This window comes from Streptomyces sp. NPDC023723, from assembly GCF_040639815.1.
Taxonomy (GTDB): domain Bacteria; phylum Actinomycetota; class Actinomycetes; order Streptomycetales; family Streptomycetaceae; genus Streptomyces.
The window spans coordinates 19,083-40,494 of record NZ_JBFAAP010000039.1 but is presented as its reverse complement, the minus strand read 5'-3'; the positions used below and the strand labels follow the sequence as shown (position 1 = coordinate 40,494).

The following is a 21,412-nucleotide window of genomic DNA, read 5'->3' as shown; positions in this document are numbered from 1 at the left end:
AAACATGGAACTTATGCGCGTACACATGCTTTCCAACAGCACCTGCCACAAAATGCCGGACTCACTCGTACGGGTCGGTGTCGGATGGATCACCGATTAGGCTGCGGGACATGCGGATCGCCGTTTCCTCGGACATGGACGAACCCGTCGCCCGCCTCCTGGTGGAGGAGCTGCGCGGCCGGGGCCACGAGGTGCTGCCGCACGGCGCGCTGCGCCCCGGGGCCGACCCGCAGTGGGCGACATGCTCGGAGCGGGCGGCGCGCGAGGTCGCCGCGGGCAGCGCCGACCAGGCGGTGGTGTGCTGCTGGACCGGCACCGGCGCGTCGATCGCCGCGAACAAGGTGCCGGGGGTGCGCGCGGCCTTGTGCGCGGACGCGTACACGGCCGACGGCGCCCGCCGCTGGAACGACGCCAACGTCCTGGCCCTCAGCCTGCGGCTGACCTCGGGCCCGCTGCTGACGGAGATCCTCGACGCCTGGTTCACCGCCGAGCCCAGCGAGGACGCCGAGGACCGCGCCAACATCACCCACGTCACCGGCCTCGACACCACCCGCCAGGTCAGCGGCGCGATGCCCCCAACACCTTCGCCAGCGCCCCCAGCGCCCCCCGCAGCTCCTCCGCGGTGATCGTCAGCGGCGGCGCCAGCCGGATCGTCGAGCCGTGGGTGTCCTTGACCAGGACCCCCTCCCGCATCAGCCGCTCGCTGATCTCCCGGCCGGTGCCCAGGGCCGGGTCGACGTCGACGCCCGCCCACAGCCCCCGCGCGCGGAAGTCCACCACGCCCCGCCCGACCAGCGCCGCCAGCCCGTCCCGCAGCAGTACGCCCAGCTCGGCCGCCCGGCGCTGGTACTCGCCCGTCTCCAGCAGTTCCACCACCGCCGTGCCGACCGCCGCGGCCAGCGGATTGCCGCCGAACGTCGAGCCGTGCTCGCCGGGACGCAGCACCCCGAGCACCTCCCGCCGCCCCGCCACCGCCGACACCGGCACGATCCCGCCGCCCAGCGCCTTGCCGAGCAGCACCAGGTCCGGCATCACCGCCTCGTGCCGCACGGCCAGGGTGTGCCCGGTGCGGCCCAGGCCCGACTGGATCTCGTCCGCGACGAAGAGGCAGCCCGCCCGCCGGGTCACCTCCCGCACCCCGGCCAGATAGCCGTCGTCCGGGATCAGCACCCCCGCCTCGCCCTGGATCGGCTCGATCAGCACCGCCGCCGTCGTCTCGTCGACCGCCGCCCGAAGCGCCGCCAGGTCGTTGTACGGCACGATCCGGAACCCGGGCGTGAACGGCCCGAACCCGGCCCGTGCCGTCTCGTCCGTGGAGAAGCTCACGATCGTGGTCGTACGGCCGTGGAAGTTGTCCGCCGCGACCACGATCGTCGCCTTGTCGGCCGGGACGCCCTTCACGTCGTAGGCCCACTTGCGGGCCACCTTGATGCCGCTCTCCACCGCCTCCGCGCCGGTGTTCATCGGCAGCACCATGTCCATGCCGGTCAGCGCGGCCAGCCGCTCGGCGAACAGGGCGAGCCGGTCGTTGTGGAAGGCGCGCGAGGTGAGGGTGAGCCGGTCCAGCTGGCGGTGCGCGGCGGCGACCAGCGCCGGGTGGCGGTGGCCGAAGTTCAGCGCCGAGTAGCCGGCCAGCAGGTCCAGGTAGCGGCGGCCCTCGACGTCCTCCATCCAGACGCCCTCGGCGCGGGCGACGACCACCGGCAGCGGATGGTAGTTGTGCGCGAGCACCGGCTGCTCGGCGCGGATCAGCTCGGCGGACGTACGGGGGTGCGCGGTCGTGGTCATGAGCGGATCTCCTGAGTGACGCACTTGATGCCGCCGCCCGCCTTGTGGAACTCGGACAGGTCGACGGGGACAGGGACATAGCCGCGCTCGGCGAGCCGGCCGGCGAGGGCGGTCGCCCCCGGTGAGAGGAACACATGCCGTCCGTCGGACACGGAATTGAGGCCGAACGCGAGCGCGTCCTCGCGGGTCGCGAGCACCGCGTCCGGGTAGAGCCGGGCGAGCACCTCCCGGCTGCCCGGACTGAACGCCTGCGGGTAGTACGCCACGTTCTCCTCGTCGAGGACGAACAGCGCCGTGTCCAGGTGGTAGAAGTACGGGTCCACCAGGGTCAGCGAGATCACCGGCACCCCGAAGAACTCCTGCGCCTCCCGGTGCGCCTCGGGCGCCGTACGGAACCCCGTGCCGGCCAGCATCCACCGCCCGGCCGGCGTCAGATCGCCCTCGCCCTCGCACACCGACTCCGGATGCCGCACGTCGTAACCCCGCGCCTTGAACCACGCCTCGTACGGCAGCGACTCGGCGCGCCGCTCGGGCGCCAGGAAGCGGGAGCCGAGCACCCGGCCGCCGACCATCACCGCCGCGTTCGCCGCGAACACCATGTCGGGCAGGCCGGGCACCGGCGCGACCCGGTCGACGGTGTGGCCGCGGCGGCGGTACGCGTCGACCAGCGCCTGCCACTGGTCCAGGGCGCGCAGCACGTCCACCGGCCGGTCGGTGCGCATCCACGGATTGATCGCGTACCGCACCGCGAAGTGCCGGGGCTCGCAGACCAGGAAACGCCGCCTGCGCGGCACACGGGATTCGGACACGGCGGTGGCCCTCCGCTTCGCTCACAGGGGGTGACGGGACGTATCACCACGGTAAGAAAAGACAGAGACGCCCGACAAGCAACGAAAGCTGCGTGTTCGCGCAGCAATCATGCGTCGTCCTGTGGTTCAGCGCAGTTCCGCTGCGTGCCCCGCGCCCGGTCCCGCGACCGGCTCCGGCACCGGATGACTGGCCCCGGCCTCCGGACTCTCCGGCAGCAGATGCGACAGCACCATCACACTGATCGTCTTCCGGATGAACGGCTCCACCCTGATCCGCTCCAGCACCTCCTCGAAGTGCTCCACGTCCCGCGCCCGCACATGCAGCAACGCGTCCGCGCCCCCGGTCACCGTCATCGCCGCGGTGATCTCCGGATGGTTGCGCACCACCTCCGCCAGCCGCCGCGGCGGCGCCGCCCCCTCGCAGTACACCTCCACGTACGCCTCCGTCCGCCAGCCCAGCGCGGCCGGCCGCACGGTGGCCGTGAACCCGGTGATCACACCGGTCTCCCGCAGCCGGTCCACCCGGCGCTTGACCGCCGTCGCCGACAGCCCGATCCCCGCGCCGATCTCGGCGAAGGACGACCGGGCGTTGGCCATCAGCGCGGTCACGATCTTCCGGTCCAGCTCGTCGAAGGAGGTCGGCCTGCTGTTCATGCGGGCACTGTATCCATCGCATACGTCCACGTCGGGCCCGTGTTCACCGGTACGGATCGCCCCTAGACTCCACGTCCATGCTGCGCGCCCTCGCCGTCGACGACGAACGGCCCTCGCTGGAAGAGCTGGTGTACCTGCTGGGCGCCGACCCGCGGATCGCGACCGTCCAGGGCGCCGGCGACGCCACCGAGGCGCTGCGCCGCGTCAACCGCGCCCTGGAGTCGGGCCCCGACGGGCCGGACGCCCTCGACGTCGTCTTCCTCGACATCCAGATGCCCGGCCTGGACGGCCTGGACCTGGCCCGGCTGCTCACCGGCTTCGCCCGGCCCCCGCTGGTCGTGTTCGTCACCGCGCACGAGGACTTCGCCGTGCAGGCGTTCGACCTCAAGGCCGTCGACTACGTCCTCAAACCCGTCCGCCGCGAACGCCTGGCCGAGGCCGTCCGCCGCGCCGCCGACCTGCGCGGCACCCTGCCGCGCATCCCGGTCCACGAACCCGACCCCGGCCACATCACCGTCGAACTCGGCGGCGTCACCCGCTTCGTCGCCGTCGACGACATCACCCATGTCGAGGCCCGCGGCGACTACGCCCGCCTGCACACCGGCCAGGGCAGCCACCTGGTGCGCATCCCGCTGTCCACCCTGGAGGACCGCTGGCGCTCCCGCGGCTTCGTCCGCATCCACCGCCGCCACCTCGTCGCGCTGCGCCACATCGGCGAACTGAGGCTGGACGCCGGCACGGTCAGCGTCCTGGTCGGCGGCGAGGAGCTCCAGGTCAGCCGCCGCCACGCCCGGGAACTGCGCGACCTGCTGATGAGGAGGACCTGAACCGTGCCCCAGGACCCCGCCGAGCGCCGCGTCGTCGTCACCGGCCCGCCCCGCCGCACCGGACGGCCCCCGGGCTACTACTACCGCCCGCGCACCGAGATCGACGAGCAGACCACCCTCGGCCACACCTACGTCCGCTCCCTGATGCGCACCCAACTGCGCGCCGCCCTCACCGTCTTCGCCGTCCTCGTGCTGCTGGTCGGCCCGCTCCCGCTGCTGTTCGCCGCGCTGCCGGGCGCCCGCCGGCTGGAGTGGGCGGTCCTCGGCTTCGCCCTGTACGCCCCGCTGGTCCTGCTGGCCCGCTGGTACGTGCGCCGCGCCGAACGCAACGAACGCGACTTCGTCCGCCTGGTCGAGGACCGCTAGGCGCCGTGCAGTCGAGCTACGCCGTCCCCGCCGTCGCCCTCGTCGTCGTCGCCACCGTCCTGGTCGGCGCCTTCGGCCTGCGCATCTCCCGCACCACCTCCGACTTCTACGTCGCCTCCCGCACGGTGGGCCCCCGCCTCAACGCCGCCGCCATCAGCGGCGAGTACCTCTCCGCCGCGTCCTTCCTCGGCATCGCCGGGCTGGTCCTGGTGCAGGGCCCCGACATGCTCTGGTACCCGGTCGGCTACACCGCCGGCTACCTGGTGCTGCTGCTCTTCGTCGCCGCCCCGCTGCGCCGCTCCGGCGCCTACACGCTGCCCGACTTCGCCGAGGCCCGGCTCGCCTCCCAGGCGGTCCGGCGGCTCGCGGGCGCCTTCGTGGTCGGCGTCGGCTGGCTCTACCTGCTGCCCCAGCTCCAGGGCGCCGGGCTGACCCTGACCGTGCTGACCGACGCCCCCGACTGGCTCGGCGGGGTCATCGTCGCCGTCGTCGTCACCGCCACCGTCGCGGCCGGCGGCATGCGCAGCATCACCTTCGTCCAGGCGTTCCAGTACTGGCTCAAACTGACCGCCCTGCTGGTCCCCGCCCTCTTCCTGCTCCTGGCCTGGCAGGCCGACGGCGCTCCCAGCCGCGCCTTCGACGAACCCGCCGCCTTCCGCGAACAGCGCACCGTCCGCGTCCAGGACACCCTCACCCTGAAGCTCGACGCCCCGCTCACCGTCTCGGCCGACGGCACCGTGGACGGCCGCCGCCACGCCGGCACCCGGCTCACCCTGCCGGCCGGCACCCACCGCGTCGACGCCGGCACCCGCCTCACCTTCGCCCCGCACACCCCGGTCCCCGCCGCGACCGCCCGCGGTGCCGACGACGCGCTGTCCCCGTCCCGCGCCGAGAGCCGCACCGAACGCCCGCTGTACGCCACCTACGGCCTGATCCTCGCCACCTTCCTCGGCACCATGGGCCTGCCGCACGTCGTGGTCCGCTTCTACACCAGCCCGCACGGCGTCGCCGCCCGCCGCACCACCGTCGCCGTCCTCGGCCTGATCGGCGCCTTCTACCTGCTGCCGCCCGTCTACGGCGCCCTCGGCCGCCTCTACGCCCCCGAACTCACCCTCACCGGCGACGCCGACGCCGCCGTACTCCTGCTGCCCGACCGCATGATCGGGGGAGTCGGCGGCGACCTGCTCGGCGCGCTGGTCGCGGGCGGCGCCTTCGCCGCGTTCCTGTCCACCGCCTCCGGCCTGACCATGGCCGTCGCCGGCGTCCTCACCCAGGACGTCCTGCCCACCCGCGGGGTACGCCACTTCCGGCTCGGCACCCTCCTCGCCATGGCCGTGCCGCTCGCGGCCAGCGTCCTGGTGGGCGGGCTGCCGGTGGCCGACGCGGTCGGCCTCGCCTTCGCCGTCTCCGCCTCGTCGTTCTGCCCGCTGCTCGTCCTCGGCATCTGGTGGCGGCGGCTGACCCCGCCCGGCGCGGCGGCCGGGATGCTGGTCGGCGGCGGCTCCGCGCTGCTCGCCGTGGCCGCGACGATGGCCGGCTTCCCCGGCCCCGGCGCGCTGCACGCGCTGCTGGCCTGGCCCGCGCTCTGGTCGGTGCCGCTCGGCTTCCTCACCATGGTCCTGGTCTCGCTGGCCACCCCGGGCCGGGTGCCGGCCGGCACGGCGGCGGTGCTGGCCCGCTTCCACCTGCCGGAGGAACTGCACACCCAGGACCTGAACCGGGAGGCGGCGGCGTCATGAGCGGATTCCTGGCCGGCCTGTGCGTCGCCGTGCTCCCGCTGCTCGCGGCCGGCTTCTGGCTGGGCCGGCGCACCGCCCGCCCCGAGAGCCTCGGCGACCTGGGCACCCCCGTCGAGCACGCCACCTTCCAGACCCTGCACACCGCCTCCCTGGCCGCACCCCCGCTCCGGGCGGGCCTGACCGAGGAGACCGCCCGCAAGTCCGCCCGCAAACTGCGCACCCTGCTCGGCACCGACGCGCTCTGCCTGACCGACACCGAACAGGTCCTGGTCTGGGACGGCGCCGGCGCCCACCACCGCACCGAGATCATGGAGCTGCTGGCCGGCCCGCTCCAGACCGGCCGCGGCGAGGCGTTCCCGCTCAGCTGCGCCACCCCCGACTGCGCGGTGCGCTGGGCCGTGGTCACCCCGCTCACCGTCGACGACCGGGTGCACGGCACGCTGGTGGCCTGCGCGCCCCGCGAGTCCGCCGTCCTGGTCCGGGCGGCCGGCGAGGTCGCCCGCTGGATCTCCGTACAACTGGAACTCGCCGACCTCGACCGCTCCCGCACCCGGCTCATCGAGGCCGAGATCAAGGCGCTGCGGGCACAGATCTCCCCGCACTTCATCTTCAACTCGCTCGCGGTGATCGCGTCCTTCGTCCGCACCGACCCCGAGCGCGCCCGCGAACTGCTGCTGGAGTTCGCCGACTTCACCCGCTACTCGTTCCGCCGGCACGGCGACTTCACCACCCTCGCCGACGAGCTGCACGCCATCGACCACTATCTGGCGCTGGTCCGGGCCCGCTTCGGCGACCGGCTCGCCGTCACCCTCCAGATCGCCCCCGAGGTACTGCCGGTCGCGCTGCCCTTCCTCTGCCTCCAGCCGCTGGTGGAGAACGCCGTCAAACACGGCCTGGAGGGCAAGTCCGGCACCTGCCGGATCCAGATCACCGCGCAGGACGCGGGCGCCGAGGCACTCGTCGTCATCGAGGACGACGGCGCCGGCATGGACCCCGCCCTGCTCCGCGCCATCCTCGCCCGCGAGGTCAGCCCGTCCGGCGGCATCGGCCTGTCCAACGTCGACGACCGGCTCCGCCAGGTGTACGGGGAGGAGCACGCACTGGTCATCGAGACCGCCGTCGGCGCGGGCATGAAGATCACCGTCCGGCTGCCGAAGTACCAGCCGGGCGTCCACTCGGCCGCCCGGCCGCGCCGCACCTGAGCGCTAGGTACTGCGGGTGGCCACCATCCCCAGGGTGAGCAGCCCCAGCACGACCCAGCCGAACCACAGCCAGCCGTTGCTGCCGAGCGCCACCGTGTAGGCCGTCACCGCCACCAGGCCGCCGATGGTCAGCGCCCCCATCGTCTTCGTGGAACCGTCCGTGGAACCGGGCATCGCGACACCCTCCTCATGGTTCGTTCCCCTCCATGGTGCCCCCGTTCCGCCGCGGTGCGGTGCGGACGACGAGATGTGTACGAGATGTGTACCGGACGCGTACCGGATTTCCGGCGCCCCGCGCCTCGGCCGGCCGGGTGAACCCGAGCGCCCGCTCCTTGCCGCCGGACGGCGTGACCGCTCAGTTGCCCTGGGTGTTCAGCGAGGCCAGATAGGCGTTGTACGCCTCGAGTTCCTTGTCGCCGTCCCGGTCGGCGGCCCGGTCGGAGCGCTTGGCCTGCCGCTGGTCCGACGCGTACCACTGGAACAGCAGCGCGATCAGCACCAGCACGGACGGCACCTCGCTGAACGCCCAGGCGATCCCGCCGGCCGCGTTCTGGTCGGAGAGCGCGTCGATGCCGAGCGAGGCGGGCGGGTTCTCGAACGTCGAGACCATCGGCGAGGACGCCATCATCAGCGCGATGCCGAAGAACGCGTGGAACGGCATGCCCGCGAACAGCTCCAGCATCCGCATCAGGTAGCCCGGCCGGTGCGGACCCGGGTCCACGCCCATGATCGGCCAGAAGAAGACCACGCCGACGGCGAGGAAGTGCACCATCATCGCGATGTGCCCGACCCTGGAGCCCATCAGGAAGTCGAACAGCGGGGTGAAGTACAGCGCGTACAGGCTGGCGATGAACAGCGGGATGGTGAACACGGGGTGGGTGATCACCCGCAGGTAGCGGCTGTGCAGCAGCATCAGCAGCAGTTCCCGGGGCCCCTTGCTGCCCCGCACGGCGGCCGGCGGCAGCGCCCGCAGCGCGAGCGTGACCGGGGCGCCGAGCAGGATGAGGATCGGCGACACCATGCTGATGACCATGTGCTGCACCATGTGCACGCTGAACATGACCATGCCGTAGTCGTTCAGCCTGGTGCACATCATCAGCGCGATGCTCAGCACGCCCGCGACGAAGGCGACGGTCCGCCCCACGGACCAGGCGTCCCCCCGCCGGGTCAGCCGCACCAGCCCCCACCCGTACAGCGCGAGCGCCAGCAGGCAGGCGACCAGAAAGAAGGGATCCAGGGACCACCCGAACCCCCGCCCCAGCGTGAACGGCGGCAGATCCATGGTCATGCCGTGCCCGCTGTGATCCATCCGCCGGCTCCCATTTCGTGCTGGTTGAACGCTGTCTGTCCGCCCCCAAGACTAGAACCGCCCCCGGAGACTGATGTCACCGGGGGCGGAACAGCACACTCCACAAGGGGCGCGGACAACCACGACGAACCCGTGCCCGCCGCACCGCCTAAAGCACACACTCCGCTTCCGCGTACCGGTCCACCGGCACCGTCTTCAGCGTCTCCACGGCCTCCGCCAGGGAGACCATCTCGATCTCCGTCCCCCGCAGCGCGGTCATCATCCCGAACTCCCCGCGATGCGCCGCTTCCACCGCGTGCCACCCGAACCGCGTGGCCAGCACCCGGTCGTACGCCGTCGGTGTCCCGCCCCGCTGCACATGCCCGAGGATCACCGGCCGGGCCTCCTTGCCGAGCCGTTCCTCCAGCTCGATCGAGAGCTGCCGGGCGATCCCCGCGAACCGCTCGTGCCCGTAGACGTCCTTGCCGCCCTCGTCGAAGGACATCGTCCCCGGCCTCGGCTTCGCCCCCTCCGCCGCGACCACGATCGCGAACCGCTTGCCCGCCGAGAACCGCTCGCCGACCTTCGCGGCCAGCTCCTCGATGTCGAAGGGCCGTTCCGGGACGACGACGGCGTGCGCGCCGGCCGCCATCCCGGAGTGCAGCGCGATCCAGCCGGTGTGCCGGCCCATGACCTCGACGATCAGTACCCGCTGGTGCGACTCGGCGGTGGTCTTCAGCCGGTCGAGGGCCTCCGTCGCGACCGTCACGGCGGTGTCGAAGCCGAAGGTCACATCCGTGACAGCGATGTCGTTGTCGATGGTCTTGGGCACGCCGACTATCGGCAGCCCGCCGTCGGACAGCAGCCGGGCCGCCTTGAGCGTGCCCTCGCCGCCGATCGGGATGATCGCGTCCAGACCCAGCTCCTGGACATGGCCGCGGGCCCGCTCCACGCCGTCCCGCAGCTGCTCGGGACGGACCCGGGAGGAGCCGAGGATGGTGCCGCCGCGGGCCAGGATGCCGCCCACGGCGTCCAGGTCGAGTTTGAGGTAGTCGCACTCCAGGAGGCCCTTCCAGCCGTCCCGGAAACCGATGACCTCGTCGCCGTGGTCGGCGACGGCACGGTGCACGACGGACCGGATGACGGCGTTCAGGCCGGGGCAGTCGCCGCCGGAGGTGAGGACACCAATGCGCATAGCCCGAAATACCTTCTCGATGGGGACACGGGACCGGACCGCCCTGTCCGGCTCGATCCCCGCCACCCTAGCGGCATCGGGGGGCGGGCCCGCACCAGGCGTCCGCCTGCTGGACGAGCCCGCTCACCTGTGCGTATGGCCCATCAGACGGGCCCCGCGAGGCCCGTTCGGACCGCCCGTCAGGCGGGCTGCTGCGCGGCCGCGATGCGCTCGTCGCGCAGTGCCTCGTACCAGCGGTCGTCGGTCGGCGGCAGCGCGTTCACGTCCAGCGCCAGCTTCAGCAGCAGGTCCGCGATGAGCGGGTTGCGGGCCAGCACCGGGCCGTGCATGTACGTACCGAAGACCGTGTCGTTGTACGCGCCCTCCGTGCCGTCCCCGGTGCCGTTGCCGTTGCCGAAGCGGACCCGGGCGAGCGGGCGGGCAGTGGGGCCCAGGTGGGTGACGCCCTGGTGGTTCTCGAAGCCGGTCAGCGGGGGCAGGCCGAGCCGCGGGTCGATGTCGCCGAGCACGTCGCCGACGCACCGGGCGCCCTCGCCGCGCACCGAGACCACGTCGAGCAGACCGAGGCCGGGCTCGCGCTGACCGAGGTCGTTGACGAACTCGTGGCCGAGGATCTGGTAGCCGGCGCAGACCGAGAAGACGATCGCGCCGTTCTCCACCGCCCGGTGCAGCCCGCCGTCCCGGCGCAGCCGCTCGGCCGCGAGCCGCTGCGGCCGGTCCTCGCCGCCGCCGATCAGGTAGATGTCGCCGGAGGTCGGGATCGGCTGGTCGCTGCGCACGTCGACCCGGGCCACGTCCAGGCCGCGCTGCCGCGCCCGGCGCTCCACGACGAGCACGTTGCCCTGGTCGCCGTAGGTGCTGAGCAGGTCGGGGTAGATCCACACGACCCGCAGCTGGTTGTCGCTCACTCTCAAGTCCCCTACAGGTGTCGTGGTCAGTTGCCGACGCGGCGGCGCAGGTCCTGGAACGCGGTGTAGTTGGCGATGACCTCGATCCGGCCGGGCGGGCACTGCTGCACCGCCTGGTCGAGGTTCTCGCACACCTGGAACTGCTGGTTGGCCACCTCCAGGCGGACCGCGAGGTCCAGCTTGCGGTCGCCGATCACGCAGATCGGGTGGCCGGTCAGCCGCGTGTAGTCGACGTCCCACAGCCAGGAGGTGTCGGTGCCGTCGGCGCCGCGCGCGTTGACCGAGAGGATCACCGGGGTCGGCGGCGGGTCGATCAGGGAGAAGGTCTCCAGCCAGCCGGCCGGGTTCTTGGCCAGCAGCAGCCGCAGGTCGCGGCCCTGGAACTGGACCACGTCGTAGCGGCCGGCGACCGCCTGCACCTGGTACATCCGCTCCAGGGCGACCTGCGGCGGCACCCCGAAGACGGCGGCGACGGCGGCGGAGGAGGCGGCGTTGGCCTTGTTGGCGCGGCCGGGCAGCTGGAGGTGGATCGGCCAGGCCGAGCCGTGCGGGTCGATGACGTGGTCGCCGGAGAGCGCCCAGCTGGGGGTGGGCCGGCGGAAGCCGCACTCGCCGCAGAACCAGTCGTCGCCGGGGCGCTGCATCACCCCGCCGCAGGACGGGCAGGACCAGGCGTCGTCCTTCCACATCTGCCCGGCGGCCACCCAGACCACGTTGGGCGAGGAGGAGGCGGCCCAGACCACCAGCGGGTCGTCGCAGTTGGCGACGACCACCGACTTGGAGCCGGCCAGGCCCTCCCGCCACGCCTCGGCGAGCATCCGGGTCTCGGCGGCGCGGTCGAGCTGGTCGCGGGAGAGGTTGAGCAGGGCGATGCACTTCGGGTCGGTGTCCCGGGCGACGCCGGCCAGGTACTTCTCGTCGACCTCGATGACGCCGTACCGGGCGTCCGAGCCGCCTGCCAGCGCGGAGGTGATGCCGGCCGGCATGTTGGCGCCGAGCGCGTTCGAGACGACCGGGCCGGCCGCCTTGAGCGCCTCGGCGATCAGCCGGGTGGTGGTGGTCTTGCCGTTGGTCGCCGAGACCAGGGTCACGTCCAGGTGCTGGGCGAGCCGGGCGAGGAGGTCGGGGTCGAGCCGGAGCGCGACCTTGCCGCCGATCACCGAACCGCTGCCGCGACCCGCGGCGCGGGACGCCGCCGCCACCGCCTTGCCGGCGGTCACGGCCAGCTTGGCCCGCGGCGTGAGCGGGTCCGAGTTGCCTGCCATCAGTTCTCGATCCTCCTTGCGTACGCGCCGCGCCTGAAGCCTGGGAAGCCTGACGGCCACGTGGTGTGGACCTCAGCCTATCGAGATCCGTTCGCACTCCCGAACCGCGGCCCGCGCGGCGGGGGTGTTCGGGGCCCGTACCCTTGCGGCCATGCGACACGGCCCGATCCCGGGCGCCCGCGGGCGCGTCCGGCCCCTGACCCTGCTCGGAGACACGGTACTGCGCGAGCCGTGCCGCGAGGTCACCGACTTCGGCCCCGAACTGGCGGGGCTCGTGGAGGATTTGTTCGCCACCATGTACGCCGCCCGCGGCGTGGGCCTGGCCGCCAACCAGATCGGCGAGCCGCTCAGCGTCTTCGTGTACGACTGCCCGGACGACGAGGAGGTCCGGCACCTGGGCCATGTGGTCAACCCCCGGCTGGTGGCGGCCGACGGGGTGGTGCTGCGCGGGCCGGAGGGCTGTCTGTCGCTGCCGGGCCTGGAGGCCGGGACCGAGCGCCACGACCACGCCGTGGTCGAGGGTTTCACGGCGGCCGGGGAGCCGGTCACCGTGCACGGCACCGGGTTCTTCGCCCGCTGCCTCCAGCACGAGTGCGACCACCTGCGCGGCGGTCTGTACGTCGACCACCTCACGGGGTGGCGGCGCCGCCGGCTGGAACGGCAGGCCGCCAGGGCCGCCTGGAGCGGTTAGCGGCCGAAGCGGTCGAAAACCCGGGGCGGTCGATTACGGGGGCGGTCGGAAACCCGGGGCGGTCGATTTACCGGGGCGGTCGGAAACCCGGGGCGGTCAGAAGCCGGGGCCGCCGGTCCGGTCGTCCGCCGCCGCCAGCCGGCCCCACAGCAGGTCGGCCAGGCTGCTCACCAACTCCTGGCGGGAGCAGGGGCGTTCGCCGAGCCACCAGTCGCCGGCGGCGTGCATCATCCCGACGATCCCGTGTCCCCACACCCGGGCCAGTTGCTGGCTGCCCGGTCCCAGGTCGAGGCGTTCCTCGATCACCTGGGCCAGTTCCTCGCCCATGCGGCGCAGCAGCGGCGCCGAGTGCTTGCCGACGTCGAAGCCGCCCTCGCCCTGCGGGCTGTCCGCCGGGTGCATCAGGAAGCGGTAGACCTGCGGACGGGCCTCGATGGCCGCCAGGTAGGTGTCCAGGGTGGCCTCGACGCGGGCCCGCCGCTCCGCCGGGGCGTCCAGGGCGGCCCGCAGCGAGGCGAGCAGGGCGTCGGTGTGGCGCTGGGCGAGGGCGGCGTACAGGCCGCCCTTGTCGCCGAAGTGCCGGTAGAGGATCGGCTTGGTGATGCCCGCCTCGGCGGCGATGGCGTTCATCGAGGCATGCGGCCCGTCGCGCAGCACCACCCGGTCGGCGGCCTCCAGCAGCTCGCGCCGTCGCCGGTCGGCGGACCGCTGCTGATCGGTCCGCTGCCTGGTCTCCATGTGCTCTCCCCACCTGTGCCGATTCGGTGACGCCTGCGCAAAGTAGCACTCACCGCCCTTCGATGATCGAACGGGCTGCCGACGGGGGCGGGGAGTTGACTTTTCCTACTCATGGGTAACATACTTGGTGTTACCGTTAGTAACATCCGGGTGCGTCACTGGAGGGGTCATGGCCGAGTTCACCATGGAGCTCAACGACGAACAGAAGGAGGTGCGGGACTGGCTGCACGGCTTCGCCGCCGACGTGATCCGTCCCGCCGCCGCCGAATGGGACGAGCGTGAGGAGACTCCCTGGCCGGTCATCCAGGAGGCCGCCAAGGTCGGCATCTACTCCCTCGACTTCTACGCCCAGCAGTACTTCGACGCCACCGGCCTCGGCATCCCGATGACGATGGAGGAGCTGTTCTGGGGCGACGCGGGCATCGCCCTGTCGATCGTCGGCACCGGCCTGGCCGCCGTCGGCGTCCTCGCCAACGGCACCGAGGAGCAGATCGGCACCTGGATCCCGCAGATGTACGGCGACGTCAACGACGTGAAGGTCGCCGCCTTCTGCTCCTCCGAACCGGACGCCGGCTCCGACGTGTCCTCGATGCGCACCCGCGCGGTCTACGACGAGGCCAAGGACGAGTGGGTGCTCACCGGCACCAAGACCTGGGCGACCAACGGCGGCATCGCCAACGTGCACGTGGTGGTCGCCGTCGTCGACCCGGAACTGGGCTCCAAGGGCCACGCCTCCTTCATCGTCCCGCCCGGCACGCCCGGTCTGTCCCAGGGCCAGAAGTTCAAGAAGCACGGCATCCGCGCCTCGCACACCGCCGAGGTCGTCCTGGACGGCGTGCGGGTCCCCGGCTCCTGCCTGCTGGGCGGCAAGGAGAAGCTGGACGCGCGGCTGGCCCGGGCCCGGGAGAAGGCCAAGAAGGGCGAGCGCGTGAAGAACGCCGCGATGGCCACCTTCGAGGCGTCCCGCCCGGCCGTCGGCGCGATGGCGGTCGGCACCGCCCGCGCCGCCTACGAGGTCGCCCTCGACTACGCCCGGACCCGCGAGCAGTTCGGCCGCCCGATCATCGACAACCAGGGCGTCGCCTTCCAGCTCGCCGACATGCGCACCTCCATCGACGCGGCCCGGCTGCTGGTGTGGCGGGCGTCCTGGATGGCCGTCAACGGCAAGCCGTTCACGGCGGCCGAGGGCTCGATGTCCAAGCTGTTCGCGAGCGAGACCGCCAAGAAGGTGACCGCGCAGGCGGTGCAGATCCTGGGCGGCAACGGCTACACCCGCGAGTACCCGGTGGAGCGCATGCACCGCGACTCCGCGATCTACACGATCTTCGAGGGCACCAGCGAGATCCAGCGACTGGTGATCGCGCGGACGCTGTCGGGGATGCCGATCCGGTAGCGCCCGGCGGACGACGCCGCCTGCGCACGGCCGGGGCGCCGGACGCCGCCTACGGCACCCCGGGCAGCCGGACCGTGACGAGGAGCCCGCCGGCCGGGCGGGCGGCCAGGCCGAGGGTGCCGGCGTGGGCGCGGACCACGCTGTGCACGATGGCGAGGCCGAGGCCCACGCCGGCGTGTTCGTCGGCGCGTACCCGGTCCGTGCCGCGCCGGAAGGGTTCGGTGAGGGTCGGGATCAGGTCCGGCGCCAGCCGGGGACCGGTGTTCTCGACCCGCAGCACGCTGGTGCCGCCGTCCGCCCCGGTGCGGACCGCGACCGTGCCGCCCCCTTCGGGCAGGTTGTGCACGACGGCGTTCTGGACCAGGTTCGTGACCATCCGCAGCAACAGCTCCGCCGAGCCGTCGGCCCGGGCCGCCGCGCCGGTGACGTCGAGGGTGACCCGGCGCTGTTCGGCGAGCGGCAGCAGCGTCTCGGCGGCTTCCTCGGCGAGCAGGGAGAGGTCGACGCGCTCCCGGGTGAAGGTCCCGCCGTCGCCGCGGCTGAGCAGCAGCAGGGCCTCGGTGAGGCCGATGGCCCGCGTGTTGACGACGTGCAGGCGTTCGACGAGGTCCTGCCGGTCCCGGGCCGGGTCCTTGCGGGCGACGTCCAGCAGCGTCCGTGAGATCGCCAGCGGGGTGCGCAGTTCGTGCGAGGCGTTGGCGGCGAACCTGCGCTGCTCGGCGACGTGCGACTCCAGCTGTTCGAGCATCGAGTCGAAGGCGTCGGAGAGTTCCCGGAACTCGTCCCGGCGGCCCGTCATGCGGATCCGGTGGGACAGCGCCCCGCTCCCGGCCAGCCGGGCCGCGTCCGTGATCCGGGTGAGCGGCGCGAGCATCCGGCCGGCGAGCAGCCAGCCGCCGACCAGGCCGAACAGCAGCAGACCGGCCATCGCCACGGCTGCGGCGGGCGCGAAGGCATGGACGAGCAGATAGCGGTTGGGCGAGACCCCCAGCAGGCCGCGGGAGTTGTCGGGCACATAGCGCAGCAGGTACAGCCACACCACGGCCAGCAGCAGCGCGCCGGCCACCAGCAGGAACCCGGCATAGCTGAGGGTCAGCTTCAGCCGGGCGCTTCCGGGGCGTCTAGCCACGCCCGCCGCCGGTGTCGATCCGGTAGCCGACCCCCGGCACCGTGGCGATGACCCACGGCTCGCCGAGCCGTTTGCGCAGCGCGGACACGGTGATGCGGACGGCGTTGGTGAGCGGGTCGGCGTTCTCGTCCCAGGCCCGTTCCAGCAGCTCCTCCGCGCCGATCACCCCGCCCTCGGCGGCGACCAGCACCTCGAGCACGGCGAACTGCTTGCGGGTCAGCGCGACATAGCGGCCGTCGCGGAACACCTCCCGGCGGAACGGGTCGACCCTGAGCCCGGCGATCTCCAAGGCCGGCGGCCGGGCATGCGCGCGTCTGCGGTCCAGCGCCCGCAGCCGCAGCACCAGCTCCCGCAGCTCGAACGGTTTGGTGAGGTAGTCGTCGGCGCCGAGCCCGAACCCGGACGCCTTGTCGTCGATCCGGTCGGCGGCGGTCAGCATGAGGATCGGGATGCCACTGCCGGCGGCGACGATGCGCCGGGCGACCTCGTCGCCGGACGGGCCGGGGATGTCGCGGTCGAGGACCGCCAGGTCGTAGGAGTTGACACCGAGCAGCTCCAGGGCGGTGTTCCCGTCACCGGCGATGTCGGCGGCGATCGCCTCCAGGCGCAGACCGTCCCGGACGGCCTCGGCCAGATAGGGCTCGTCCTCCACGATCAGTACACGCATGTCAGAAAGCCTAGGCGGCCGCGCGTATCGCCGGTGTATGCGAAGCCGCCGGCGATCCGGTGCGCCACCAGCGGCGCGACGCCAGCCCGGCCAGCACCGCGCCGGCCGCGTTGACCAGCACGTCGTCCACGGAGGACACCCGGTCCAGACGCAGTACGTACTGGACGGTCTCGACCAGCACCGAGCAGCCCGCTCCGAGGGCCAGCACGCGTGGCACGGACGCGAGCGCCGACCACCGCAGCGGCGCGAAGCACCCCAGCGCCGCGAAGACCAGCAGGTTGCCGGCGATGCCGTACGGACCCATCGTGACCAGGTCCCGCAGCGGGACCAGGCTCACCCGGGCCGGGGCCGTACCGGCCGCGCCGCCCGGCATCATCGTCATCCACAGGAACGGCAGCGTCCCGTGCACCATGCCCACCTCCGCCAGCGACGTCCGCCGGGCCGCGGGGACGCCCCGGACCCGGCGGCGGCGGGCCAGCGCCCACACCACCAGCACCGAGAGCGGCAGCGCGACCAGCGTCATCAGCACCACGCCGTTGAACGTGTCGAAGCAGCCGTGCCACCGTCCGGCCGCGCAGGCCGGAGCGGTCATCCTGAGCGGCCGCCGCACCACGTACGCGGCGCCCGCCACGGCGAGCACCGCCAGGCAGAGCGGCACGGCCGCGCGCGGGCGGCGGCGCGGGGCCAGCACAAACGTGTCGTTGTCCATGCCCTCATGGGAGCCGGACGGCCGTTGTCACGGCGTATCCGGTTTTCCATACGCCCGCGACACCCGCCGGGCGAACGGGCTCACCCCGTCATCGGTGCCGCAGCGGCGTCAGCTGCTCGATGTCGTACTTGGCCCGCAGCGCCTCGATGGCGGCGTGGTCCGGCGGGCCGCCGTCCTGGAGGATCTCCAGCAGCTCCTCGAAGTACCGCTCGTGATCCGGCGGCGGGCTGGCCTGGAAGAACATCTTCGCCGGGGTGTCCGTCGGATTGGCGAACGCGTGCGGACAGCCGGGCGGCACCACGATGACCGTGCCCGGGGTGGCGCGGACCACCCGGCTGCCCCTGCCGGACTCCCAGCGCTGCCAGTTGTCGGGCGTGCGGACGCGCGGCTCGAAGGCGAGCACGTCCAGCTCGCCTTCGAGGACGTAGAACAGCTCCTCGCTGCGGGTGTGCACATGGGCGCCGACGTCGAAGCCCGGCGGCACGATCACCTCGAAGGTGGAGGCCATACGCGAATGCGAACCCGTCACCTTGAACGTCACGTGCTGGGCCGGGGCCTCGACCACCCGGCCGTGCCCCGGCGGCACCAGCAGCCCCTCGGTCGCCGTCATCGAACGCTCACCAGGCGACCGGCAGGGCCTCGGGCCCGCGGATCAGCGCGCCCTTCTTGAACGGCACCTCCTCGGGCCGCACCGCCAGGCGCAGCCCGGGCACCCGGTCCAGCAGGGCGTCGACCAGCAGTTCCGACTCCAGCCGGGCCAGCATGCCGCCGGGGCAGTAGTGCGGGCCGAAGCCGAAGGAGACATGCGGGTTCGGGTTGCGGGCCAGGTCGATGGCGTCCGGGTCGGGGAAGACCCCGGGGTCGCGGTTGGCGGCCAGGTAGGAGACGTAGATCGCGTCGCCCGCTGGGATCCGCACCCCCCGGATCTCCACGTCCTCCAGGGCGATCCGGGACAGCCCGACCGCGTTGCGATGGGGAATCCAGCGCAGCAGCTCGTCGATGCCCCGGGGCCGGATGTCCGGCTCCGCGCGCAGCCGTTCGGCCAGCTCGGGCCGGGTCAGCAGGGTGAAGAACAGCTGCCCGCTGTTGTTGGTGACCGCCTCGCCGCCGATCTGGAGCAGCACCGCGAGACCCACCGCCTCCTGGAGGGTGATCTCCTCCCGGCCGACGGCCGCGCCCAGCAGCGACGCCACGTCCTCGCCGGCGCTGTTCTCCCGCAGTCCGATCAGGTCGGCGAAGTAGGCGCCCATCTCCTGCTTGGCGCGTTCGCTGACGTCGGCGCCGTGCGAGGAGGACAGGATCAGCTGGGTCCAGGTGTGCATACCGTGCCGGTCGGCCGCCGGGACGCCCATCAGCTCGCAGATCACCGCGATCGGGAAGGGGCTGAGCACCGCCTCGGTGAGGTCGGCGGGCGGTCCCTGGGCCAGCATCGCGTCGATCAGCTCGTCCAGCATCGCGCGGGACTGCTCGCGCACGCGCTCCACGCCCCGCGCGGTGAACGCCGCCGCCACCGAGCGGCGCAGCCGGGTGTGGTCCGGCGGGTCGAGGAAACCGACCGCGCCGCGGGCCGGGATGAAGTGCGGGGCGAGCCGGGTGACCTGCTGCCGGTCCATCACCGCCGCGCGGCCGAACCGGGGATCGTTGGTGACCATCCGCACGTCGTCGTAGCGGGTCACCAGCCAGGCCCAGCCCTCGCCGTTGGGCAGCGAGATCCGGGTCAGCGGTCCGTCGGCCATCAGCTCGCGCAGCACCGGGTCGAAGTCGGTGCCGGGCAGGTCCGCGACCGGCCAGTCCCGTACCGGCGGGACGGTCTGGGGGATCGTCTCTTCGCTCACGTTCGCCTCACGCCCTGGGTCTCGTCCGCGGTCTGCCAGCGGCCCAGCGACATCTCCGCGGTGATGCCGGGCCCGAAGCCCGCCAGCAGCCCGCGGGCCCGGTCGGGGGCGCCGCCCTCGTCGAAGAGCCGGCGCAGCGCGTCCAGGACGACGGCGCTGGCGATGTTGCCGTACTCGGTCAGCGTGGCCCGGCTGAAGCGGAACGCGTGCGGCTCGACCTGGAGGAACTTGCTCAGGTCGTCCAGGATCCGCGGACCGCCCGCGTGCACGATGTAGAAGTCCAGGTCGGTGGCGTCCCAGCCGTGGGTGCGGGCCAGTTGCACCAGCGCCGGCGCCAGCGGTTCCATGGTGGCCGGCACCCGCTTGTCCAGCAGGAAGTGGAAGCCGGTGGCCTTCACGTCGTACATGATCCACTCTTCGGTCTTCGGGATCAGGTACGAGCCGTTGCGCTCCAGCACCACGCCGGTGCCGCCCTGGCCGCGGACCACCGCGGCGGCGATGCCGTCGCCGAACAGGCCGTTGGAGAGCAGCGAGCCGATGCCGATGTCGGTGGGCTGGTAGCACAGCGAGCAGAACTCGCAGGCCACGATCAGCGCGTTGGCCTCGGGATAGGCCGTGCAGAAGTCGTGGGCCCGGTTGATCGCCGCGCCGCCGGCCGCGCAGCCGAGCTGGGCGATGGGTATCTGCCGGGTGGTGCTGTCGAAGCCCATCTCGTTGATCAGCCACGCGGTGAGCGAGGGCATCATGAAGCCCGTGCACGAGACGTAGATGATCACGTCGATGTCGGTGGGCAGTACCTCCGCGTCGTCCAGGGCCCGCTGGATCACCGCCGGGACCCGGGCCTTGGCCTCGGCCTCGTAGAGCTTGTTGCGGTCCTCGAACCCGGGGTGCTTCAGGGTCTCCTCGATGGGCTGCACGATGTGCCGGGTGCGCACGCCGGTGTTCTCGATCAGCCGGAGGGCCAGCGGCAGTTGGGGGTGGTCGGCGTGGCGCTCCCGCGCCAGCTCAAGCGTCTCCTCCATCGTGATCACGTGCTCTGGGACGGACACCGAGGGTCTGCACAAAGTCGCCATGAACCGTGCCTGCTTTCGCCTCCCGGAAGGCCCTTGCGCCCCCCGGTCAGAAACTGGTCCACCTCCGGGGGCGTTACCTCTCGGGGTAGACCTCCAGGGGTGTTCATCCAACGATCACCCGGCGGGACGCCGATCTCTCGCGGGGTTACTCCGTCTCGGGGACCCTGGGAGAGCGGCGCGGCATCAGGAGAGGGAGGAACCGATGGCCCGGACGGCACGGCACCTGCTGGAGACGACCACCGGAAAGCTGGCCCCCGACCCGGCGGCCAACCGGTTCGTGCCGCTGCTGGCGCGGGGCGCGGTGAGCCGGGACACGCTCGCCGCGCTGGCGCTGGAACAGCGCTGGGTGATCGCCGCCGACCGGCGGGCCTTCGAGTACCTCGCGCACCGCGCGGACGACACCGCGGAGGTGGCCGCCTACTTCACGGCGCTCGCGGAGGGCGAGGCGCTCGCCGCGCGCAAGCTGGAGGCGTTCGCCGCGGCCTGCGGCGTGGGGGAGAGCCGGTCGGTGTCGCACGAACCGCTGCCCGGCTGCCAGTCCTACCCCGCGTACGTGGCCTGGCTGGCGCTGAACGGCTCACCCGCCGAGACGGTGCTCGCGGTGCACGCCAACTTCTCCGCCTGGGGCGGGTACTGCGCGACCGTCGCCGACGCGCTGCGCCGGCACTACGGCTTCGGCGACGAGGCGTGCGCCTTCTTCGACTTCTTCGCCGCGTCCGACCCGTCCCTGGAGCAGAAGGCGACCGCGGCGGTACGGGCCGGACTGGACGGCGGCCACCTGAGCGAGGACCTCGTGCACCGCTACGGGCGGCTGCTCCAGGCCTACGAGGCGCGGTTCTGGCACAGCCTGTGGGAGCTGGAGCACCCCCCGGGCGGTCAGGAGGACTGACCGCTGCTGTGCGCGATGCAGGCCACGTCGATCCGGTCGGCGAGCTTGGCCAGCTCGATGGTGAGCGCCGCCACCGTGTCCTCGTCGAGGCGGCCGTTCTCCCCGGTCTCCACCAGACGCAGCCACCGTCCGCCCATCGTGCGCAGCAGCTTGCTCACGTCGGCCGCGGCCACCTGAAGGGTGCCGCGGTCGTCGACGATCAGGGGCAGGGTCACTTCGCGGGTCACGGACAAGGATCGTAGTCGCG

At 72.6% G+C, this 21,412-nt stretch carries 24 protein-coding genes; 8 read left to right on the top strand and 16 right to left on the bottom strand.

Annotated elements, in window-relative coordinates:
- The first annotated feature begins 110 nt into the window (after nt 1-110).
- On the top strand, nt 111-626 hold the full coding sequence (locus tag AB0G32_RS29970) for an RpiB/LacA/LacB family sugar-phosphate isomerase (RefSeq protein WP_361170103.1): 516 nt from the start codon (nt 111-113) through the stop codon (nt 624-626).
- Here the strand turns inward: AB0G32_RS29970 and rocD are convergent.
- From rocD to AB0G32_RS29955, 3 genes are all read right to left on the bottom strand, one after another.
- Nucleotides 559-1,788 (bottom strand): ornithine--oxo-acid transaminase, encoded by a 1,230-nt coding sequence (gene rocD / locus AB0G32_RS29965; protein ID WP_361170100.1) that lies wholly within the window; start codon nt 1,786-1,788, stop codon nt 559-561. The genes AB0G32_RS29970 and rocD overlap by 68 nt on opposite strands.
- Entirely contained in the window at nt 1,785-2,597 is an 813-nt protein-coding gene (ddaH, locus tag AB0G32_RS29960; protein WP_361170097.1) for a dimethylargininase, read from the bottom strand. Before ddaH ends, rocD begins: the two co-directional genes overlap by 4 nt.
- Before the next feature lie 126 nt (nt 2,598-2,723).
- Entirely contained in the window at nt 2,724-3,251 is a 528-nt protein-coding gene (locus AB0G32_RS29955; protein WP_361170094.1) for an Lrp/AsnC family transcriptional regulator, read from the bottom strand.
- Between the two features lie 77 nt (nt 3,252-3,328).
- On the opposite strand from AB0G32_RS29955, the gene AB0G32_RS29950 reads away from it, so the two are divergent.
- From AB0G32_RS29950 to AB0G32_RS29935, 4 genes are read left to right on the top strand one after another with little or no spacing between them, the layout of a single operon-like run.
- Nucleotides 3,329-4,078, top strand: a complete 750-nt coding sequence (locus tag AB0G32_RS29950) for a DNA-binding response regulator (RefSeq protein WP_361170091.1) — start codon at nt 3,329-3,331, stop codon at nt 4,076-4,078.
- A 3-nt stretch (nt 4,079-4,081) separates the two neighbouring features.
- Nucleotides 4,082-4,444 carry a hypothetical protein gene (locus tag AB0G32_RS29945; protein WP_361170088.1) on the top strand — a complete coding sequence of 121 codons (363 nt, stop codon included), beginning with the start codon at nt 4,082-4,084 and terminating at the stop codon, nt 4,442-4,444.
- A gap of 5 nt (nt 4,445-4,449) precedes the next feature.
- Nucleotides 4,450-6,183, top strand: coding sequence for a cation acetate symporter (locus AB0G32_RS29940; protein ID WP_361170085.1), 1,734 nt, complete (start codon nt 4,450-4,452; stop codon nt 6,181-6,183).
- Complete coding sequence (locus AB0G32_RS29935) at nt 6,180-7,385, top strand: histidine kinase (protein WP_361170082.1); 1,206 nt, start codon at nt 6,180-6,182, stop codon at nt 7,383-7,385. The genes AB0G32_RS29940 and AB0G32_RS29935 overlap by 4 nt, the downstream gene beginning before the upstream one ends.
- A gap of 3 nt (nt 7,386-7,388) precedes the next feature.
- On the opposite strand, the gene AB0G32_RS29930 is transcribed toward AB0G32_RS29935, so the two are convergent.
- From AB0G32_RS29930 to AB0G32_RS29910, 5 genes are all read right to left on the bottom strand, one after another.
- A complete protein-coding gene (locus tag AB0G32_RS29930; RefSeq protein WP_361170079.1) occupies nt 7,389-7,559 on the bottom strand; it encodes a hypothetical protein in 171 nt (56 codons plus the stop codon).
- A gap of 181 nt (nt 7,560-7,740) precedes the next feature.
- Nucleotides 7,741-8,694: a cytochrome c oxidase assembly protein gene (locus tag AB0G32_RS29925; RefSeq protein ID WP_361170076.1), complete on the bottom strand. Its 954-nt coding sequence runs from the start codon at nt 8,692-8,694 to the stop codon at nt 7,741-7,743.
- Between the two features lie 148 nt (nt 8,695-8,842).
- The gene (locus AB0G32_RS29920) at nt 8,843-9,868 is read right to left on the bottom strand and encodes a 6-phosphofructokinase (RefSeq protein ID WP_361170073.1); all 1,026 of its coding nucleotides are present in this window, start codon (nt 9,866-9,868) and stop codon (nt 8,843-8,845) included.
- Nucleotides 9,869-10,047: 179 nt separating this feature from the next.
- Nucleotides 10,048-10,776, bottom strand: a complete 729-nt coding sequence (locus AB0G32_RS29915; protein WP_361170070.1) for a glutamine amidotransferase — start codon at nt 10,774-10,776, stop codon at nt 10,048-10,050.
- A gap of 26 nt (nt 10,777-10,802) precedes the next feature.
- Nucleotides 10,803-12,041 (bottom strand): MurT ligase domain-containing protein, encoded by a 1,239-nt coding sequence (locus AB0G32_RS29910; protein WP_361170067.1) that lies wholly within the window; start codon nt 12,039-12,041, stop codon nt 10,803-10,805.
- A gap of 151 nt (nt 12,042-12,192) precedes the next feature.
- Between AB0G32_RS29910 and def the strand changes: the two genes are divergently transcribed.
- Nucleotides 12,193-12,732, top strand: a complete 540-nt coding sequence (def, locus tag AB0G32_RS29905; RefSeq protein ID WP_361170064.1) for a peptide deformylase — start codon at nt 12,193-12,195, stop codon at nt 12,730-12,732.
- Between the two features lie 96 nt (nt 12,733-12,828).
- On the opposite strand, the gene AB0G32_RS29900 is transcribed toward def, so the two are convergent.
- A complete protein-coding gene (locus AB0G32_RS29900) occupies nt 12,829-13,470 on the bottom strand; it encodes a TetR family transcriptional regulator (protein ID WP_361170061.1) in 642 nt (213 codons plus the stop codon).
- 169 nt (nt 13,471-13,639) lie between these two features.
- Between AB0G32_RS29900 and AB0G32_RS29895 the strand changes: the two genes are divergently transcribed.
- Nucleotides 13,640-14,863, top strand: coding sequence for an acyl-CoA dehydrogenase family protein (locus AB0G32_RS29895; protein ID WP_361170058.1), 1,224 nt, complete (start codon nt 13,640-13,642; stop codon nt 14,861-14,863).
- 49 nt (nt 14,864-14,912) lie between these two features.
- Here the strand turns inward: AB0G32_RS29895 and AB0G32_RS29890 are convergent, their stop codons facing one another.
- The 6 genes from AB0G32_RS29890 to AB0G32_RS29865 all read right to left on the bottom strand — a co-directional run bounded on the left by AB0G32_RS29890 (nt 14,913) and on the right by AB0G32_RS29865 (nt 20,387).
- Nucleotides 14,913-15,992, bottom strand: a complete 1,080-nt coding sequence (locus AB0G32_RS29890; protein WP_361170055.1) for a HAMP domain-containing sensor histidine kinase — start codon at nt 15,990-15,992, stop codon at nt 14,913-14,915.
- The gene (locus AB0G32_RS29885; protein WP_361170052.1) at nt 15,985-16,659 is read right to left on the bottom strand and encodes a response regulator transcription factor; all 675 of its coding nucleotides are present in this window, start codon (nt 16,657-16,659) and stop codon (nt 15,985-15,987) included. The genes AB0G32_RS29890 and AB0G32_RS29885 overlap by 8 nt, the downstream gene beginning before the upstream one ends.
- A gap of 10 nt (nt 16,660-16,669) precedes the next feature.
- Entirely contained in the window at nt 16,670-17,368 is a 699-nt protein-coding gene (locus AB0G32_RS29880) for a VanZ family protein (RefSeq protein WP_361170048.1), read from the bottom strand.
- Nucleotides 17,369-17,456: 88 nt separating this feature from the next.
- The gene (locus AB0G32_RS29875) at nt 17,457-17,978 is read right to left on the bottom strand and encodes a cupin domain-containing protein (RefSeq protein WP_361170045.1); all 522 of its coding nucleotides are present in this window, start codon (nt 17,976-17,978) and stop codon (nt 17,457-17,459) included.
- Between the two features lie 7 nt (nt 17,979-17,985).
- Nucleotides 17,986-19,203, bottom strand: coding sequence for a cytochrome P450 (locus tag AB0G32_RS29870; protein WP_361170042.1), 1,218 nt, complete (start codon nt 19,201-19,203; stop codon nt 17,986-17,988).
- Entirely contained in the window at nt 19,200-20,387 is a 1,188-nt protein-coding gene (locus AB0G32_RS29865) for a type III polyketide synthase (RefSeq protein WP_361170039.1), read from the bottom strand. The genes AB0G32_RS29870 and AB0G32_RS29865 overlap by 4 nt, the downstream gene beginning before the upstream one ends.
- 91 nt (nt 20,388-20,478) lie before the next feature.
- On the opposite strand from AB0G32_RS29865, the gene AB0G32_RS29860 reads away from it, so the two are divergent.
- Nucleotides 20,479-21,165: a transcriptional regulator gene (locus AB0G32_RS29860; RefSeq protein WP_361170036.1), complete on the top strand. Its 687-nt coding sequence runs from the start codon at nt 20,479-20,481 to the stop codon at nt 21,163-21,165.
- Here AB0G32_RS29860 and AB0G32_RS29855 read toward each other — a convergent pair.
- A complete protein-coding gene (locus tag AB0G32_RS29855) occupies nt 21,153-21,392 on the bottom strand; it encodes a DUF6213 family protein (protein ID WP_361170033.1) in 240 nt (79 codons plus the stop codon). The genes AB0G32_RS29860 and AB0G32_RS29855 overlap by 13 nt on opposite strands.
- Nucleotides 21,393-21,412: the final 20 nt, after the last annotated feature.